This window comes from Streptomyces achromogenes subsp. achromogenes, assembly GCF_000720835.1.
GTDB classification, from domain to species: Bacteria; Actinomycetota; Actinomycetes; order Streptomycetales; family Streptomycetaceae; genus Streptomyces; species Streptomyces achromogenes.
In genome coordinates this window covers 142,658-159,839 of sequence record NZ_JODT01000012.1, presented here as the reverse complement: position 1 = coordinate 159,839, position 17,182 = coordinate 142,658, and the positions used below count along the sequence as shown (strand labels likewise).

At 73.1% G+C, this 17,182-nt stretch carries 18 protein-coding genes; 15 read left to right on the top strand and 3 right to left on the bottom strand.

Annotation, left to right across the window (positions count from 1 at the left end; genetic code table 11):
• The first annotated feature begins 20 nt into the window (after positions 1-20).
• The 10 genes from IH25_RS0114390 to IH25_RS0114345 all read left to right on the top strand — a co-directional run bounded on the left by IH25_RS0114390 (position 21) and on the right by IH25_RS0114345 (position 10,932).
• Positions 21-647, top strand: coding sequence for an NUDIX domain-containing protein (locus IH25_RS0114390; RefSeq protein ID WP_030608740.1), 627 nt, complete (start codon positions 21-23; stop codon positions 645-647).
• Between the two features lie 181 nt (positions 648-828).
• Positions 829-2,904 carry a tetratricopeptide repeat protein gene (locus tag IH25_RS0114385; protein WP_030608738.1) on the top strand — a complete coding sequence of 692 codons (2,076 nt, stop codon included), beginning with the start codon at positions 829-831 and terminating at the stop codon, positions 2,902-2,904.
• 135 nt (positions 2,905-3,039) lie between these two features.
• Complete coding sequence (gene ald, locus IH25_RS0114380) at positions 3,040-4,164, top strand: alanine dehydrogenase (protein ID WP_030608735.1); 1,125 nt, start codon at positions 3,040-3,042, stop codon at positions 4,162-4,164.
• 425 nt (positions 4,165-4,589) lie between these two features.
• Positions 4,590-5,723, top strand: a complete 1,134-nt coding sequence (locus tag IH25_RS0114375) for a ParA family protein (RefSeq protein ID WP_078844238.1) — start codon at positions 4,590-4,592, stop codon at positions 5,721-5,723.
• On the top strand, positions 5,708-6,256 hold the full coding sequence (locus IH25_RS0114370; RefSeq protein ID WP_078844237.1) for a hypothetical protein: 549 nt from the start codon (positions 5,708-5,710) through the stop codon (positions 6,254-6,256). Before IH25_RS0114375 ends, IH25_RS0114370 begins: the two co-directional genes overlap by 16 nt.
• Positions 6,257-6,274: 18 nt before the next feature.
• Entirely contained in the window at positions 6,275-7,417 is a 1,143-nt protein-coding gene (locus IH25_RS0114365) for a segregation and condensation protein A (protein WP_030608729.1), read from the top strand.
• Positions 7,414-8,031, top strand: a complete 618-nt coding sequence (scpB, locus tag IH25_RS0114360; protein WP_030608727.1) for an SMC-Scp complex subunit ScpB — start codon at positions 7,414-7,416, stop codon at positions 8,029-8,031. Before IH25_RS0114365 ends, scpB begins: the two co-directional genes overlap by 4 nt.
• 13 nt (positions 8,032-8,044) lie before the next feature.
• Positions 8,045-9,106, top strand: coding sequence for a pseudouridine synthase (locus tag IH25_RS0114355; protein ID WP_030608724.1), 1,062 nt, complete (start codon positions 8,045-8,047; stop codon positions 9,104-9,106).
• A 64-nt stretch (positions 9,107-9,170) separates the two neighbouring features.
• A complete protein-coding gene (locus IH25_RS0114350) occupies positions 9,171-10,178 on the top strand; it encodes an ADP-ribosylglycohydrolase family protein (RefSeq protein ID WP_030608721.1) in 1,008 nt (335 codons plus the stop codon).
• Between the two features lie 4 nt (positions 10,179-10,182).
• Positions 10,183-10,932, top strand: coding sequence for a nucleotidyltransferase domain-containing protein (locus IH25_RS0114345; protein ID WP_030608715.1), 750 nt, complete (start codon positions 10,183-10,185; stop codon positions 10,930-10,932).
• On the opposite strand, the gene IH25_RS0114340 is transcribed toward IH25_RS0114345, so the two are convergent.
• Both IH25_RS0114340 and IH25_RS0114335 read right to left on the bottom strand, forming a co-directional pair.
• Positions 10,858-11,601 carry a nucleotidyltransferase domain-containing protein gene (locus tag IH25_RS0114340; RefSeq protein ID WP_030608713.1) on the bottom strand — a complete coding sequence of 248 codons (744 nt, stop codon included), beginning with the start codon at positions 11,599-11,601 and terminating at the stop codon, positions 10,858-10,860. The two genes, IH25_RS0114345 and IH25_RS0114340, sit on opposite strands and share 75 nt — an antisense overlap.
• 22 nt (positions 11,602-11,623) lie before the next feature.
• Positions 11,624-12,100: a Rieske (2Fe-2S) protein gene (locus IH25_RS0114335; protein ID WP_030608709.1), complete on the bottom strand. Its 477-nt coding sequence runs from the start codon at positions 12,098-12,100 to the stop codon at positions 11,624-11,626.
• Between the two features lie 146 nt (positions 12,101-12,246).
• Between IH25_RS0114335 and IH25_RS0114330 the strand changes: the two genes are divergently transcribed.
• The 5 genes from IH25_RS0114330 (at position 12,247) to der (ending at position 16,652) form a co-directional block, all read left to right on the top strand.
• Complete coding sequence (locus IH25_RS0114330; RefSeq protein WP_030608706.1) at positions 12,247-12,483, top strand: chorismate mutase; 237 nt, start codon at positions 12,247-12,249, stop codon at positions 12,481-12,483.
• A complete protein-coding gene (locus IH25_RS0114325; protein ID WP_030608688.1) occupies positions 12,480-13,565 on the top strand; it encodes a prephenate dehydrogenase in 1,086 nt (361 codons plus the stop codon). Before IH25_RS0114330 ends, IH25_RS0114325 begins: the two co-directional genes overlap by 4 nt.
• A gap of 176 nt (positions 13,566-13,741) precedes the next feature.
• Positions 13,742-14,437, top strand: a complete 696-nt coding sequence (gene cmk, locus IH25_RS0114320) for a (d)CMP kinase (RefSeq protein ID WP_030608685.1) — start codon at positions 13,742-13,744, stop codon at positions 14,435-14,437.
• Positions 14,438-14,499: 62 nt separating this feature from the next.
• Positions 14,500-15,087 carry a lysophospholipid acyltransferase family protein gene (locus IH25_RS0114315; protein ID WP_051753928.1) on the top strand — a complete coding sequence of 196 codons (588 nt, stop codon included), beginning with the start codon at positions 14,500-14,502 and terminating at the stop codon, positions 15,085-15,087.
• Between the two features lie 83 nt (positions 15,088-15,170).
• Positions 15,171-16,652 carry a ribosome biogenesis GTPase Der gene (gene der / locus IH25_RS0114310; protein WP_030608679.1) on the top strand — a complete coding sequence of 494 codons (1,482 nt, stop codon included), beginning with the start codon at positions 15,171-15,173 and terminating at the stop codon, positions 16,650-16,652.
• Between the two features lie 64 nt (positions 16,653-16,716).
• Here der and IH25_RS0114305 read toward each other — a convergent pair whose 3' ends face one another.
• Complete coding sequence (locus IH25_RS0114305) at positions 16,717-17,112, bottom strand: hypothetical protein (RefSeq protein ID WP_030608676.1); 396 nt, start codon at positions 17,110-17,112, stop codon at positions 16,717-16,719.
• Positions 17,113-17,182 lie beyond the last annotated feature (70 nt).

The window sequence follows — 17,182 nt, the reverse complement described above, 5'->3', positions numbered from 1 at the left end:
GTATGCGGAAGGGACAGGGCATGACGATCAAGGACACCCGCGAGGAGTGGGAGATCCGGGCCACGGAGACCCCCTTCACGGGCAACAAGACCTCCGTCCGCACGGACGAGGTGGTCATGCCCGACGGCACGGTGGTCCGCCGGGACTACCAGGTCCACCCCGGCTCGGTCGCCGTCCTCGCCCTGGACGAGGAGGACCGGGTCCTGCTGATCAACCAGTACCGCCACCCCGTGCGGCACAAGCTGTGGGAGATCCCGGCCGGCCTGCTGGACGTGCCCGGCGAGAACCCGCTGCACGCCGCCCAGCGGGAGCTGTACGAGGAGGCGCACGTCAAGGCCGAGGACTGGCGGGTGCTGACCGACGTGTACACCACCCCCGGCGGCTGCGACGAGGCCGTGCGGATCTTCCTCGCCCGCGAGTTGTCCGAGGCCGACGGGGAGCGCTTCGAGGCGGAGCACGAGGAGACCGACATGGAGCACGCGCGCGTGCCGGTCGCTGAACTCGTGCGCCGGATCCTGGCCGGGGACGTGCACAACAACTGTCTCGTGGTCGGCGTGCTCGCCCTGGTCGCCGCCCGCGGCGGGGACGGGCTGGACGCCCTGCGCCCGGCCGACGCGCCCTGGCCCGCGCGCCCCTTCCAGAGCTGACCCGGCCCGTCCGCACCACCCGACCCGTCCGGACCACTGGTGTGACCATCGCCTGATCCGATCGGGCGATGCGTTCGCCGCGCTCCTCCGGGTACGTCGCAGAGCGTGAACTAGGCTCTGCAAACGCCCGTACGGAAGACACCGGCGGGCTTGCGCGTGCGGTGGGACGGGAGTGTGGCCCGTGACGGAACAGGCGGTGGACCCAGACGGTGCGGAGCTGTCCGCGCACCCGGCTCCGAAGGACCGTTTCCTGGGCCGGGTCCGGGAGTTGAAGGAGCTGCGCGCCGACATCGAGCGGGCCGGCCTGGACACCCTCTCCGGCCGCAAGGCGCCCCGCGCGCGCGTCCTGCTCATCGCCGGCCGCCCCGGCTCCGGCCGCACCAGCCTCGCCGAGGAACTCGTCCGCCGGGTCGCCGGCCGTTACCCGGGCGGGGTGCTGCGGGCCCGGCTCAGCGAGCCCGACGGCACCCCGGTCCCCGTCGAGCGGGCGGCCCGCGCGCTGCTGGAGGCGCTGGAGCTGCCCGCCCCCGCCGGAGCCGCCGAGGACGACCTCGCCGCGGCCCTGCGGGCGGCCCTGGCCGGCCGGCGGGCGGTGCTGCTGCTGGACGACGCGGCCGGCGCCGACCAGGTCGACGCACTCCTGCCCGAGGCCCCGGACTGCCTGGTGGTCGCCGTCTCCCGGGGCCCGCTCACCGGTATCGCCGACGTCCGCCCCTGCACACTGGGCGGCCTCGACACCAAGTCCGCGGTGGACCTGCTCACCGGCTACGCCGGCGCCGTCCGGGTCACCGTCGACCCGCGCGCCGCGGAGAGCCTGGTGGAGGCGTGCCAGGGCCACCCGGCCGCCTTGGTGCTGGCCGGCGGCTGGCTCGCGGCCCGCCCCAAGGCGACCGTCTCCGACCTCGCCAAGCGACTGCACGCGAGTGCCGAGGACGGCACGGAGGGCACCGAGGCGTCCCCGCTGTCCCGTGTCTTCCGGCTCGTCCACGACCAGCTGCCCGGGCCGGCCGCCCGGCTGCTGCGGCTGCTCTGCCTCGCCCCGGCCGGCCTCGCCGACCCGCACACCGCCTCCGCCCTGGCCGGCTGCTCGGTCGACGCCGCCCGTGCCACCCTCGACGACCTCACCGCCCTCGGCCTGCTGCGCGCGGTGGACTCCCCGCTGCCCCAGTACGAGGTCCCCGGCCGGCTGCACCCGCTGCTGCGCGCCCTGGCCGAGATCCAGGAGCGGCCCGCCGAGCTCCAGCTGGCCCGGGCCCGGATGCTGGAGCGGACGGTGCGGCTGCTCCAGTCCTGCCGGGCGATCACCGAGACGGACAGCCCGCAGGCCCGGGAGAAGCTGAACGGCATGCCGCCCGCGCTGCGCTTCCCCAACCCGCGGGCCGCCGCCGACTGGCTGCGCATCCGGCGGCCCGCGCTGCTGGCGTCGGTGCGCCTGGCGGTGGCCGACGGCGAGCTGGACACCCTCGCCCGCCGGCTGATGTCCCAGCTGGTGCGGGCCCTGGCGGCCCATGTCGGCACCCAGGCCGCCGCCGCCGACCTGTACGGGGTGCACAGCCTCGTGCTGGACGTGGCCGAGCGGCGCGGGCTGCCCCGGGAGAAGGCCGCGGCCCTGCTGAACCTGGGCGACCTGGACGCGCAGACCGGCCGGACCCGGGAGGCGCTGGCCCGCTACCGGGCCGCGCTGGACGCCGGACGCGAGGCGAACGACCCGTACGCGACCGGCCGCGCGATGGAATCCGTAGGCGGCGCCCACCAGGAGCTGGGCGATCACGACCGGGCCGCGGACTGGTTCGGCCGGGCGCTGGCCGAGCGGCTGGCCCGCGGGGAGGTCCCGGAGGCCGCCCGGCTGTACGGCAGGATCGCCACCGCCCACACCTACGCCGGCCGCTACGGCGAGGCGCTGCGCAACTGGCGGGCCGCCCTGGCCGGCTACCGCAGGAGCGGTGATATCGCCGCCAGCGCACGGGCGTTGAGCGAGATCGCCCGGGTGCAGGAGTACGCGGGACGGCCCGAGGAGTCGCTGCGCACCTGCCAGGAGGCCGTCGAGTGGGCCCGGCGGGCCGAGGACGCCCGGCTCCAGGCCGCGGTGCAGCTACGGCTGGCCGACACCCTGGACCGGCTCGGCGACCCGGCGGCGGCCCGGCTGCACCGGGCGGCGGCGGAGCGCATGCTGGCCGAGGAGCGGCCGGAGGACGAAGCAAGGCCGGAACACGACCCTAACGCCTGCGAAATCCGCACCGCATCCAGCGAAGATTGATGCAATGAAAGGCTAGACAGCCAGAACACCTTCATTAGACTGGCTCTGCCGCACACTCTTGCGGCGTCTCCCGGTATGCCCCCGCATGTCTGGGTACGTCTTTATTGCACCCCCATACCCTCTGAGCCAAGGACCGTGATCGACGTGAAGGTCGGCATCCCCCGCGAGGTCAAGAACAACGAGTTCCGGGTGGCCATCACCCCCGCCGGTGTGCACGAGCTGGTGCGCAACGGCCACCAGGTCGTCGTCGAGCGGGGCGCCGGCCTCGGCTCCTCGATCACGGACGAGGAGTACGTCTCCGCCGGTGCCGCCATCCTGGACACCGCGGACGAGGTCTGGGCGAGCGCCGACCTGCTGCTGAAGGTCAAGGAGCCCATCGCGGAGGAGTACCACCGCCTCCGCAAGGACCAGACCCTCTTCACCTACCTGCACCTGGCCGCGTCCAAGGAGTGCACCGACGCGCTGCTGGCCTCCGGCACCACGGCCATCGCCTACGAGACCGTCGAGCTGGCGAACCGCGCCCTGCCGCTGCTCGCCCCGATGTCCGAGGTCGCGGGCCGGCTGGCCCCGCAGGTCGGCGCCTACCACCTGATGCGCGCGGCCGGCGGCCGCGGTGTGCTGCCGGGCGGCGTCCCGGGCGTGACCCCGGCCAAGGCCGTCGTCATCGGCGGCGGTGTCTCCGGCTGGAACGCCGCCCAGATCGCCATCGGCATGGGCTTCGACGTGACCCTGCTCGACCGCGACATCAACAAGCTGCGCGAGGCCGACAGGATCTTCGGCACGAAGGTCAAGGCCGTCATGTCCAACTCCTTCGAGCTGGAGAAGGCCGTCCTCGACGCCGACCTCGTCATCGGCGCGGTCCTCATCCCGGGCGCCAAGGCCCCGAAGCTGGTGACCAACGAGATGGTCGCCCGGATGAAGCCCGGAAGTGTCCTTGTCGACATCGCGATCGACCAGGGCGGCTGCTTCGAGGACTCCCGCCCCACCACGCACGCCGAGCCGACCTTCAAGGTGCACAACTCGGTCTTCTACTGCGTCGCCAACATGCCCGGCGGTGTGCCCAACACCTCCACCAACGCGCTCACCAACGCGACGCTGCCCTACATCGTCTCGCTGGCCAACAACGGCTGGGTGGAGGCGCTGCGCCGCGACGCCGCGCTCGCCAAGGGCCTCAACACCCATGACGGCAAGGTGGTTTACAAGGAGGTCGCGGAGGCCCACGGCCTGCCGCACGTCGAGCTGGACTCGCTGCTCGGCTGACCTGCGCCAGCAGGTCACGACCGGGTGAGCCGTCAAGTCACCACCCGCCAAAAGGCGATTCGTCAACACGACTCGTCAATCACACACGCCCGGCCGGACCTTGCCCGACAAGGTCCGGCCGGATGTGTGTATGGTCACTTTGCGGCTCTCGGTCAACTCGCCTCGAACGTAACGCTTCGACCGATTCGTACACCGGGGAAACCTGCTGTGCGACGGCCGTACGCCCTTGACAGCGACATGTTTCATTGCCGACACATCCTGCCGGGTCCGGCGGATTGTGTTGCTGCGGACCGCCGACACGCCATAGAGTCGCCAACCGTCGGCATGGTGCCACGCTGACCTTGTCTAGAAGTTTCCTGGTCACCAAGGAGGTAAGACGACTTGTGAATGAGTCGACATTTTCTCCCGGGGGTGGTCAACCAGGAATGCCGGTCCGGGGCCAGGGCCCCGCGGGATTCGAGGCTGTCGGCTCCGTAGCTGTGCGCACCTTCGCAGCCCACCAGAGTTCCGGTCCGCACGCGGCCGGGACAGCACACCAGAGCATGGATGGCCATCACGTGAACGCCATGGCCGGCGACGGAAGTGGCGCGCCCCACAACCACTTCGCCGACTACGACGAACTGCCCGAGGGGCACTTCTACGACCCCGACGCCGAGTACGAGCCGGATCCGGAGTACGCGGCCACGCTCGCGCCCGACGCGGCCCGCCAGCGCCGTGAGCGCATCGGCCCGACCGGACGCCCGCTGCCCTACTTCCCGATCCCGGGCCCGCTGACCGACCACGGCCCCGCGAAGATCATCGCGATGTGCAACCAGAAGGGCGGCGTCGGCAAGACGACGTCGACCATCAACCTGGGCGCCGCGCTCGCGGAGTACGGCCGGCGCGTGCTGCTCGTGGACTTCGACCCGCAGGGCGCGCTGTCGGTGGGTCTCGGGGTCAACCCCATGGAGCTGGACCTCACCGTCTACAACCTGCTCATGGAGCGGGGCATGTCCGCGGACGAGGTCCTGCTGAAGACCGCGGTCCCCAACATGGACCTGCTGCCCTCCAACATCGACCTGTCGGCCGCCGAGGTCCAGCTGGTCTCCGAGGTCGCGCGCGAGTCCACGCTCCAGCGGGCCCTGAAGCCGCTGCTGCCCGACTACGACTACATCGTGATCGACTGCCAGCCCTCGCTCGGCCTGCTCACCGTCAACGCCCTGACGGCCGCTCACAAGGTGATCGTGCCGCTGGAGTGCGAGTTCTTCGCGCTGCGCGGTGTGGCCCTGCTGACCGAGACCATCGAGAAGGTCCAGGAGCGGCTCAACCCCGAGCTGGAGCTCGACGGCATCCTCGCCACGATGTACGACTCGCGCACCGTCCACAGCCGCGAGGTGCTGGCCCGCGTGGTCGAGGCCTTCGACGACCACGTGTACCACACGGTCATCGGCCGCACGGTCCGCTTCCCGGAGACCACGGTCGCCGGTGAGCCGATCACCACGTACGCCTCCAACTCCGTCGGTGCCGCCGCCTACCGCCAGCTCGCCAGGGAGGTGCTCGCCCGGTGTCACGCCGAGTGAGTCTGCCCGGGGCCGACGAACTCTTCCGTACGACAGGAGGGATGGCGCTCCAGCCGTCCACTCCCCGGCGCGCGGCGGGCGGTGAGGCCCGGGTGCCGGCTCCCGCCGGGGAGAGCGACGAGACGGCCGCCGGGGAGGACGTACCGCCGTCGGTACCCGTCCGGGGCGGCGACGGAGAGGGCGCGGAGCACGTGGCGGCGGACGCCGAGGCCGGTGAGGCCGGCGAGTCCCGTAGCCGCCCGGTGCGCCGCCAGGCGGCCCAGGAGGGCCCGGCCGCCGCGCAGCCGCGCAAGCGCGGGCGGTCGGCGACCCGGCGGCCCAGCGGGCGCGAACGGCACGACGAGAAGATCACCGTCTATGTCTCCGCCGAGGAACTGATGGACCTGGAGCACGCCCGTCTGGTGCTGCGCGGCGAGCACGGGCTGGCGGTGGACCGCGGGCGGATCGTCCGCGAGGCGGTGGCCGTGGTCCTGGCCGACCTGGAGTCCCGCGGGGACGCGAGCATCCTCGTACGCCGGCTGCGCGGGCGGTAGCGATAGCCTGCGGGGGCTATGACCTGGAACGAAGCCCCTGCCCCCGGCGCACCGGCCGGCCGTCGGCGCGCGCTGGGGCGGGGACCGGGTGCCGGGCCGGCCGAGCCGGCCGCCGTACCCGCGGGGCACGCCGGGCCCGCCGAAGCGGAGCCGCCGGCACCGGGGCGTGCCGAGCGTGAGCCCGGGTCCGAGCCGATCGAGCGCGAGCATGTCGGGTCCGAGCCGGCCGAGGCCGTCGCTCCCGTGGTGGCCGAGCACGCCGAGCCCGCGCCCGAGCCTGGTCCGGCCGGGTCCGAGTCGACCGAGGCGGAGCCGACCGAGCGGGAGCACGCCGAGCCCGAGTCCGCTCCCGACGGCGTCTTCACGGTCCGTCTCGCCAACTTCGAGGGCCCCTTCGACCTGCTGCTCCAGCTGATCTCCCGGCACAAGCTGGACGTCACCGAGGTCGCCCTGTCCAAGGTCACCGACGAGTTCATGGCGCACATCCGGGCCATGGGGCCGGACTGGGACCTGGACCGGACCACGGAGTTTCTCGTCGTCGCGGCCACGCTGCTCGACCTCAAGGCCGCCCGGCTGCTGCCCGCCGCCGAGGTGGAGGACGAGGCCGACCTCGCGCTGCTGGAGGCCCGCGACCTGCTCTTCGCCCGGCTGCTCCAGTACCGCGCCTACAAGCGGATCGCCGACATCTTCAACGAGCGGCTCGACGAGGAGGCCCGGCGCTACCCCCGTACCGTCGGCCTGGAGCCCGGGCACGCCGAGCTGCTGCCCGAGGTCGTCATCAGCATCGGCCCGGAGGGCTTCGCGAAGCTCGCCGTCAAGGCCATGCAGCCCAGGCCCAGGCCGCAGGTCTACGTCGACCACATCCACGCTCCGCTGGTCAGCGTGCGGGAGCAGGCACGGATCGTGGTGGCGCGGCTGCGCGAGCTGGGCGAGGCCGGCTTCCGGGAGCTCACCGAGGACGCCGGGGACACCCTCACCGTCGTGGCCCGGTTCCTGGCGCTGCTGGAGCTGTACCGGGAGAAGGCCGTCGCGCTGGAGCAGGAGACCGCGCTGGGGGAGCTGACGGTGCGCTGGACCGGCGGGGACACGGATCCGGCGCCGCTGGTCACCGACGAGTTCGACCGGCCGCCCGAGCGGCCCGGGGAGGAGAGGAAGGCATGAGCGAGCCCGCCGGTCTCGACCTCAAGCCCGCCCTGGAGGCGATGCTGATGGTCGTGGACGAGCCCGCGACCGAGGAGCACCTGGCGCGGCTGCTGGAGCGGCCCCGGCGGCAGATCGCGGACGCCCTGCGCGAGCTGGCCGACGAGTACACCGCGCAGGGCCGCGGCTTCGAGCTGCGGTTCGTCGCGGGCGGCTGGCGCTTCTACACCCGTGCCGCCTACGCGCCCGCCGTCGAGCGGCTGGTCCTGGACGGCCAGACCGCCCGCCTCACCCAGGCGGCGCTGGAGACCCTGGCGGTGGTCGCCTACCGCCAGCCGGTCAGCCGCAGCCGGGTCTCCGCCGTGCGCGGGGTGAACTGCGACGGCGTGATGCGCACCCTGCTCCAGCGCGGTCTGGTCGAGGAGGCGGGCACGGAACCCGAAACAGGTGCGATCCTGTACAGGACGACGAACTACTTCCTGGAGCGGATGGGCCTGCGTGGCCTGGACGAGCTTCCGGAGCTCGCGCCCTTCCTCCCCGAGGCCGAGGCGATCGAGGCCGAGACCCAGGAGGGGGTCCCGTCGTTCGACCCGGACGCGCCCGACGTGTCCGGCGGTCAGGACGCAGACGACTAAGACGGAAACCTTGATGCGAAGCAGCGGCAGCGGCAAGAGCGGCGGGCGCGGTAACTACCGCGGTGCCGGCAACGACAGGGACCAGAAGCAGGGGCAGGGCCGGCCCCGCAAGCCCCGCCCCGAGGAGCGCCGCTACGACGTGGGCCCCGGGGCCACCAAGGACGGCCCCAAGGCCGGACGCGGCGGTGCCGCGCGCGGCGGTGCCAAGGGCGGTCCGAAGCGGACCCAGCAGGGCGGCCGTACGGCCCCGGCGCGCTCGCGCGAGTACGAGACACGGGTCGAGGAGCGCAACCGGGAGCGGTACGCGGGCAAGAAGGACATCAAGCTGCCCAAGACCTTCCCGGGCGCCGAGCAGGAGGGCGAGCGGCTGCAGAAGGTCCTCGCGCGCGCGGGCTACGGCTCCCGGCGGGCCTGCGAGGAGCTGATCGAGCAGGCCCGGGTCGAGGTGAACGGCGAGATCGTCACCGAGCAGGGCAAGCGGGTCGACCCGGAGAAGGACGAGGTCAAGGTCGACGGCCTGACCGTGGCGACCCAGTCGTACCAGTTCTTCTCGCTGAACAAGCCCGCGGGCGTGGTCTCCACCATGGAGGACCCGGAGGGCCGGCAGTGCCTCGGTGACTACGTCACCAACCGCGAGACCCGGCTCTTCCACGTCGGCCGGCTGGACACCGAGACCGAGGGTGTCATCCTGCTCACCAACCACGGCGAGCTGGCGCACCGCCTCACGCACCCGCGGTACGGCGTGAAGAAGACCTACCTCGCGGCCATCGTCGGCCCGATCCCGCGCGACCTGGGCAAGCGGCTGAAGGACGGCATCCAGCTGGAGGACGGCTACGCCCGCGCGGACCACTTCCGCGTGGTCGAGCAGACCGGCAAGAACTACCTGGTCGAGGTCACCCTGCACGAGGGCCGCAAGCACATCGTGCGCCGCATGCTGGCGGAGGCCGGCTTCCCGGTCGAGCGGCTGGTGCGCACCGCCTTCGGCCCGATCACCCTCGGCGACCAGAAGTCGGGCTGGCTGCGCCGCCTGTCGAACACCGAGGTCGGCATGCTGATGAAGGAAGTCGAGCTCTAGAGCGCCTTGCCATGATCACCATCCCCCTTTATTGTCATGATGACGATAAAGGGGGATGGTGCATATGCCCAAGCAGCCGGCGACCGGAGCGCTTCTCGGACTCGCCCTCGGGGACGCCCTCGGCTTTCCGACCGAGTTCGACGACGTGCCGTCGATCCTCGCCAAGTGCGGGCCCTGGCGCGAGATGGAGCTGCCCGAGCGGGCCTTCGTCTCCGACGACACGCAGATGACCCTCGCCGTCGGGCGCGCCCTGCGGACGGCCATGGACCGCGGTGACGTGACGCCTCGGGGGCTGGAGGGGCCGCTGCGCGCGGAGTTCACCGACTGGTACCGGTCGCCCGAGAACAACCGCGCCCCCGGCGGCACCTGTCTGCGGGCCTGCGAGCTGCTCACCGACCGGCACCGGGCCTGGCAGGACGCCAGCCAGAGGGGCTCCAAGGGCTGCGGCGCCAACATGCGGGTCGCCCCGATCGGCCTCGCCCCCGGTCTCAGCGGCGAACAGCGCGCCGGCGCCGCCCAGTTGCAGGCCGCGCTCACCCACGGCCACCCCACCGCGCTGGCCGCCGCCGACCTCACCGCCCACGCCGTCCACCTGCTCGCCCAGGGCACCGATCCCGCCGGACTCGTCGGGCGGCTGCGCTCGTACGCCCTGGAACAGCGCACGCGCTACGACCACGCCTGGCTCGGCGACCTGTGGACCCGCGCCCAGGACCCCGGCCCCGAGCACTTCATCGCGCGCGGCTGGGACGAGTGCCTGGAGATCCTCGACCGGCTTGGTCAGGCCGTGCGGACCGTCTCCCCGGAGACCGACCCCTGCCTGGTCACCGGTGAGGGCTGGATCGCCGAGGAGGCCCTCGCCACCGGGCTGCTGTGCTTCCTGCTCTTCCCCGACGAGCCCGTCACCGCCCTGCGCCGGGCCGCCTGCACCGCCGGCGACTCCGACTCCATCGCCTGCCTCACCGGCGCCTTCGCGGGCGCCCGGCTGGGCGCCGGGGCCTGGCCCGCCGACTGGGCGGAGCGGATCGAGTACCGGGGCGACCTGTTGGCCCTGGGCACGCTCTGGGACGCTTAGGCCCATGCTGGCCGACCTCGACATAGACCTGGCTCCGGTGGTCGCCGAACAGCCCGACCCCCTGCTGTTCGCGACCGTCTCCGGAGCCCATCTGTACGGCTTCCCCTCCCAGGACTCCGACGTGGACCTGAGGGGCGTCCACCTGCTCCCCGCCGCCGACCTCGTCGGCCTGGGCGAGCCGGAGGAGACCCGCTCGCGGACCTGGGTCCGCTACGGCGTCGAGCTGGACCTCGTCACCCACGACCTGCGCAAGTTCGCCCGTCTGATGCTCCGCCGCAACGGCTATGTGCTGGAGCAGCTGCTCTCCCCGCTGGTCGCGCACACCGGCGAGGCCCACCGGGAGCTGACCGCGCTCGTCCCCGGCGTCCTCACCAGCCACCACGCCCACCACTACCGCGGGTTCGCCGCGACCCAGTGGCGGCTGTTCGAGAAGACCGGCGAACTCAAGCCGCTGCTCTACACCTTCCGGGTGCTGCTCACCGGAATCCACCTCATGCGCAGCGGCGAGGTCCAGGCCCATCTGCCCACGCTCCTGGAGCTGGCGGGCGGCCCCGGCTATCTGCCCGAGCTGATCGCCGCCAAGCGGGAACGGGAGAACGCCCGCGCCGACGTCGACCGGGAACGCGTGGCGACGGACGTGGAGCGGCTGCACACCGCGCTGGACGAGGCGCAGGCCGGCTCAGCGCTGCCCGGCACCGCCACCGCCCACGACGCCCTGCACGACCTCGTGGTCCGGCTCCGCCTGGAGGGCTGAGGCCCGGCGCGCCCGGTGCAGGAAGGCCTCCACGCGCGCCCGGTCCGGCTCGGCCGGCAGCGGACTGACCCGCAGGGCCTCCTCCGCCTCGCCCGCCAGCCGGACCATCCACGCCTCCACCCGCGCCCACGGCACTTCCCCACGCCTGACCTCCAGCAGAGGTTCGCGCAGCCCGCCCACGCCGGTCCGCAGCTCGCCGGTGCGCAGCAGGTCCCGGGCGGACGTCAGCAGACGCAGCAGGTGCATCGCGTGCTTCCAGCGCGGGGCGCCCGTGGTGCGCACATCGGCGTCGAGCCGCTTGCGCTGGCCGAGGGCGTACCGGGTGAACGTGTCGTAGGCCTGCCGGGACAGGAAGGCGCCGCGCAGGGACAGCAGCTCGCGGCCGGTGTCGTCCACGTGCTCCACGAGCGGGGAGTGCAGGCACTCCAGGATGTTCGGGTTGCCGCGCAGCGCCAGCTCGCAGAACCGCTCCAGCTCCCAGGAGAAGCGCTCCTCGCCCGGCCCCTCCACATGCGTCGGCGGCTTGTCGAACCGCCAGAACAGCGGGGTCGGGGCGAGGAACACCCCGCGCCGGTCGGTGTCGCTGGCGTCCGTCGCCAGGCCGAAGGCGCGGGAGCCCATGACACAGGCGTAGACGGTGTGGTCGCGTACCAGGTCCTGCGGCTGCATCCCCGGAGCGTACGCGGGCGGCTCAGGTCAGGTAGAGGGAATTTCCGCGCACCGTGACCGGCTCCTCGGCCAGCGGCCTGCTCGCCGGGCCGGCGGTCACCGAGCCGTCGCTGATGTGGAACCGGCTGCTGTGGCACGGGCACAGGATGGTGCCGTCCGTGACCTGGCTCACCGTGCAGCCCTGGTGGGTGCAGACCGCCGAGAACGCCTTGAAGCGGCCCTTCTCCGGCTGGGTGACCACGATTCTGCGGTCCGCGAAGACCTTGCCGCCGCCCTCGGGGATGTCCTCGGTCCGGGCCAGTGCCTCCCCGGCCGGCGCGGCCTCCCGCGCGGCGGGGGACGTCTCCCCGGCGCCGCCCTCGGCGGCGGGGGAGGGCGAGGACGCCGGGGCCGTGGGCGGCTGCGGGGCCGTGGAGCCGCCGCCGCACCCCACGCAGCCCAGGGCGAGCGCGCCGGTGCCCGTGGCGAGAACGGTGCGCCGTGTCGCTGGCTGGGGCATGTCAGACCTCCGTACAGACGTATAAATCCATGGATAGCGGACGTTCCGCATCGTCTCAGCGCGCGGTCGGCGCACGCCCGTACCGCGCGGCTGACTACGCTGGACGGACCAAGAACGGAACACGCATGTCAGCGAGGAGCAGCGCCGTGGCGGTACGAGCGGTCCGGGGGGCCGTCCAGCGGGAACGGGACGACGCCGGACACCTGGGAGAGCAGGCCGGCGCGCTGCTCACCGCCGTCCTCGACCGCGCCGGGCTGACCGCCGACGACCTGATCGGCATCCGGGTCACGGCCACCCCCGACCCGCACGGCGGCTTCCCGGCCGACATCACCCACGTCTACCCCGGCGCCGCCGCGGCCCTGCGCAAGGACATCGCCCAGTGAGAACCGCTCTCGTCATCGGAACCGGCCTGATCGGCACCTCCGCCGCCCTGGCCCTGGCCCGGCGCGGCGTCGCCGTCCACCTCGCCGACCACGACCCCGGACAGGCCCGCACGGCCGCCGCGCTCGGCGCCGGCACCGACGAGGCGCCCGACGGCCCGGTCGACCTGGCGATCGTCGCCGCCCCGCCCGCCCATGTCGCCAAGGTGCTCGCCGACGCCATGCGCCGCGGCCTGGCCCGCGGCTACCTGGACGTCGCCAGTGTCAAGGGCGGCCCGCGCCGCGAACTCGAGGCGCTCGGCCTGGACCTGACCTTCTACCTCGGCACCCACCCGATGTCCGGCCGGGAGAAGTCCGGCCCGCTGGCCGCCACCGCCGACCTCTTCGAGGGCCGCCCCTGGGTGCTCACCCCCACCCGGGACACCGACACCGAGGTGCTGAACCTCGCCCTGGAGCTGGTCTCGCACTGCCGGGCCGTCCCGGTCGTCATGGACGCCGACGCCCACGACCGCGCCGTGGCGCTCGTCTCCCACATGCCCCACCTGGTCTCCAGCATGGTCGCCGCGCGCCTGGAGCACGCCGAGGAGTCCGCCGTACGGCTGTGCGGGCAGGGCATCCGGGACGTGACCCGGATCGCCGCCTCCGACCCGCGGATGTGGATCGACATCCTGTCCGCCAACCCGGGCCCGGTCGCCGACCTGCTCTCCGAGGTCGCCGCCGACCTGACGGAGACGGTCCGGGCGCTGCGCGACCTGGAGTCCGCCGACGCGGCCAGGCGCGGCGAGGGCAGCGCGGGCATCGCGGACCTGCTGCGCCGCGGGAACGCCGGCCAGGTGCGGGTACCCGGCAAGCACGGGTCCGCGCCGCGGGCCTACGAGACCGTGGTCGTCCTCATCGACGACCAGCCCGGCCAGCTGGCCCGGATCTTCGCGGACGCCGGCCGGGCCGGGGTCAACATCGAGGACGTGCGCATCGAGCACGCCACCGGACAGCAGGCCGGTCTGGTGCAGCTCATGGTCGAACCCCAGGCCCAGGCGGCACTGAAGGAGGCACTGCGGGAGCGGGGCTGGGCGCTGCGCCAGTAGCGCCCGCGCGGCCCGGCCCGCCCGCCGCACACGGGCCCCGCCGGTCCGGAGGCCTGGCCGCCTCCGGGCCCCGCCGCCCGCGTACGTCCGGACGAGTGACCCGCACCCAGTAACCTTGTGCGGGGCGCTCTCGCTCCCCGCACCCCGCCCGCACCGCACCAGGAAGGTGTCCCCCCGTGGAAAACGGCGCCGCCCCGACCCCCAGGCCCGTGATCGTCGCGATCGACGGTCCCTCCGGCACGGGCAAGTCGAGCACGTCGAAGGCCGTCGCCGCACAGCTCGGTCTCAGCTACCTGGACACCGGCGCCCAGTACCGGGCGATCACCTGGTGGATGGTGACCAACGGCATCGACCTGGAGGACCCGACCGCGATCGCCGCCGTGGCCGGCAAGCCGGAGATCGTCTCCGGCACCGACCCGGCCGCCCCGACCATCACGGTCGACGGCGTGGACGTGTCCGGCCCGATCCGCACCCAGGAGGTCACCTCCAAGGTCAGCGCGGTCAGCGCGGTGCCCGAGGTGCGCACCCGGATCACCGAGCTCCAGCGCTCGCTGGCCGCCGCCGCGGAGCACGGCATCGTGGTGGAGGGCCGGGACATCGGCACGACCGTCCTGCCGGACGCCGACCTGAAGATCTTCCTCACCGCCTCCCCGGAGGCCCGCGCGGCCCGCCGCAGCGGCGAGCTGAAGGGCGCCGACGTCCACGCCACCCGCGAGGCCCTGATCAAGCGGGACGCGGCCGACTCCAGCCGCAAGACCTCGCCGCTCGCCAAGGCCGACGACGCCATCGAGGTGGACACCACCGAGCTGACCCTCGCCCAGGTCATCGAGTGCGTCGTCACCCTGGTCGAGGAGAAGCGGGCCGGGAAGTGACCTCGGCGCCGGTGCCCTCACAGCGGGGTGCGGAGGTCGGCCGCCGCATCGGCGTCGGGCTGATGTACGGCCTGTGGCGGCCGCGGGTGCTCGGCGCCTGGAAGGTGCCGGCCGCCGGCCCGGTCATCCTCGCCGTGAACCACTCCCACAACATCGACGGACCGATGGTGATGGGCGTGGCACCCCGCCCCACGCACTTCCTGATCAAGAAGGAGGCCTTCGTCGGCCCGCTGGACCCCTTCCTGACCGGCATCGGCCAGCTGAAGGTGGACCGCGCCACGGCCGACCGGGGCGCGATCTCCCAGGCCCTCGGCGTGCTGGCGGACGGGGGAGTGCTGGGCATCTTCCCGGAGGGCACCCGGGGCGAGGGCGACTTCGCCGCGCTGCGCGCCGGGCTCGCCTACTTCGCGGTCCGCAGCGGGGCGCCGATCGTCCCGGTGGCCGTGCTGGGAAGCGCCGAGCGCCCCAGCCGGCTGATCAAGGCACTGCCCCCGCTGCGCTCCCGCGTCGACGTGGTCTTCGGGGACCCCTTCGAGGCGGGTGACGGCAGCGGACGGCGGACGCGGGCGGCGCTGGACGCGGCGACCGAGCGGATCCGGAAACAGCTCACCAGCCACCTGGAAAACGCCAGGCGCCTGACCGGGCGCTAGGCGACACTTGACTTGAGTAGTGGATCAGCCCCCACCGGGCCGGTCCACCGATCACCACCGATGAACGACGAGGTACGGACTTCATGAACGACGACATCCAGCCCGACGGCTCGGCCGCGCACGAGTACGAGCACGGGGCTCTCGGCGACGCCGAGTACGCGGAGTTCATGGAGCTCGCCGCGGTAGAGGGCTTCGACATCGAGGACGTCGAGGGCGCCATCGAGGCGGCGGGCCACGGTCCGCTGCCCGTGCTCGCCGTCGTCGGCCGCCCCAATGTCGGCAAGTCGACTCTGGTGAACCGGATGATCGGCCGCCGTGAGGCGGTCGTGGAGGACCGGCCGGGCGTCACCCGCGACCGCGTCACCTACGAGGCCGAGTGGGCCGGCCGCCGCTTCAAGGTCGTCGACACCGGCGGCTGGGAGCAGGACGTCCTCGGCATCGACGCCTCCGTGGCGGCCCAGGCCGAGTACGCGATCGAGGCGGCCGACGCGGTCGTCTTCGTGGTGGACGCCAAGGTCGGCGCTACCGACACCGACGAGGCGGTCGTCCGGCTGCTGCGCAAGGCCGGCAAGCCGGTCGTGCTGTGCGCCAACAAGGTCGACGGCCCGAGCGGCGAGGCCGACGCCTCCTATCTGTGGAACCTCGGCCTCGGCGAGCCCCACCCGGTCTCGGCGCTGCACGGCCGCGGCACCGGCGACATGCTCGACGCCGTCCTGGAGGTGCTGCCGGACGCGCCCGAGCAGTCCTTCGGCACCGCGGTCGGCGGCCCCCGCCGGATCGCCCTGATCGGCCGCCCGAACGTCGGCAAGTCCTCGCTGCTGAACAAGGTGGCCGGTGAGGAGCGCGTCGTCGTCAACGAGCTGGCGGGCACCACCCGCGACCCCGTGGACGAGATGATCGAACTCGGCGGCAAGACCTGGAAGTTCGTGGACACCGCCGGCATCCGCAAGCGGGTGCACCTCCAGCAGGGCGCCGACTACTACGCCTCCCTGCGCACGGCGGCCGCCGTGGAGAAGGCGGAGGTCGCGGTCATCCTGCTCGACGCCTCCGAGAACATCTCGGTCCAGGACCAGCGGATCGTCACCATGGCCGTCGAGGCGGGCCGCGCGATCGTCCTGGCCTTCAACAAGTGGGACACCCTCGACGAGGAGCGCCGCTACTACCTGGAGCGGGAGATCGAGACCGAGCTCGGCCAGGTCGCCTGGGCGCCCCGGGTGAACGTCTCGGCGCGCACCGGCCGGCACATGGAGAAGCTGGTCCCGGCGATCGAGACGGCCCTCGCGGGCTGGGAGACCCGGGTGCCCACCGGCCGTCTGAACGCCTTCCTCGGCGAGCTGGTCTCGGCCCACCCGCACCCGATCCGGGGCGGCAAGCAGCCGCGCATCCTGTTCGGCACCCAGGCCGGCACCAAGCCGCCGCGGTTCGTGCTGTTCGCCTCCGGCTTCATCGAGGCGGGCTACCGGCGCTTCATCGAGCGCCGGCTGCGCGAGGAGTTCGGCTTCGAGGGCACCCCGATCCACATCTCGGTGCGGGTGCGCGAGAAGCGCGGCGCGAAGAAGAAGTAACGGCGGTACGACACGACGGGCGGCCCCTGGTTCTCCAGGGGCCGCCCGTCGTGTGCGGGGGGTCTCAGGCGCCGCGGCGCTGTCCCGGTGGCAGGGCGGCGGCCGGGACGTATGGCGCCCCGGAGTCCTGCTGCCGGCCGAGCGTGCCGACCCGCTGCCACTGGGACTGCTGCCGGGCGCTGTAGGCCCCCGCGCTGTAGGCGCTGTAGGAGCTGCTGAACGTCCCCGCCCGGTGGCCGCCGTATCTGCTGCTGCCGTCCGGGAAGTCCCCGAAGGCGCTGAACCTCAGCTCCTCCTCACCGCTGCGGTCCCCGGGCAGCGTGCGGAAGGTCTTGACCCACTCCGCGTAGAGCGTGTCGTAGATCGGCGTGGCCGACGGTCCACCGGAAGGCTCCTGCGCCGCCCGGGCGGACGGCACGGAGGAGAAGGACCGACGGGGCGGTGTGTCGTATGCGTGCACGTATGTCCAAACGACCGGGACCCCGAAGGGATGCGGTCGTACCACTCACCAGGAGGCGCGGCCCGTCCGG

Coding starts and splice junctions, on each gene's coding strand:
- IH25_RS0114390 (WP_030608740.1), top strand. CDS start 21: ATGACGATCAAGGACACCCGCGAGGAGTGGGAGATCCGGGCCACGGAG.
- IH25_RS0114375 (WP_078844238.1), top strand. CDS start 4,590: ATGCCGGTCCGGGGCCAGGGCCCCGCGGGATTCGAGGCTGTCGGCTCC.
- IH25_RS0114365 (WP_030608729.1), top strand. CDS start 6,275: ATGACCTGGAACGAAGCCCCTGCCCCCGGCGCACCGGCCGGCCGTCGG.
- scpB (WP_030608727.1), top strand. CDS start 7,414: ATGAGCGAGCCCGCCGGTCTCGACCTCAAGCCCGCCCTGGAGGCGATG.
- IH25_RS0114355 (WP_030608724.1), top strand. CDS start 8,045: ATGCGAAGCAGCGGCAGCGGCAAGAGCGGCGGGCGCGGTAACTACCGC.
- IH25_RS0114350 (WP_030608721.1), top strand. CDS start 9,171: ATGCCCAAGCAGCCGGCGACCGGAGCGCTTCTCGGACTCGCCCTCGGG.
- IH25_RS0114345 (WP_030608715.1), top strand. CDS start 10,183: ATGCTGGCCGACCTCGACATAGACCTGGCTCCGGTGGTCGCCGAACAG.
- IH25_RS0114340 (WP_030608713.1), bottom strand. CDS start 11,601: ATGCAGCCGCAGGACCTGGTACGCGACCACACCGTCTACGCCTGTGTC.
- IH25_RS0114335 (WP_030608709.1), bottom strand. CDS start 12,100: ATGCCCCAGCCAGCGACACGGCGCACCGTTCTCGCCACGGGCACCGGC.
- IH25_RS0114315 (WP_051753928.1), top strand. CDS start 14,500: ATGTACGGCCTGTGGCGGCCGCGGGTGCTCGGCGCCTGGAAGGTGCCG.
- der (WP_030608679.1), top strand. CDS start 15,171: ATGAACGACGACATCCAGCCCGACGGCTCGGCCGCGCACGAGTACGAG.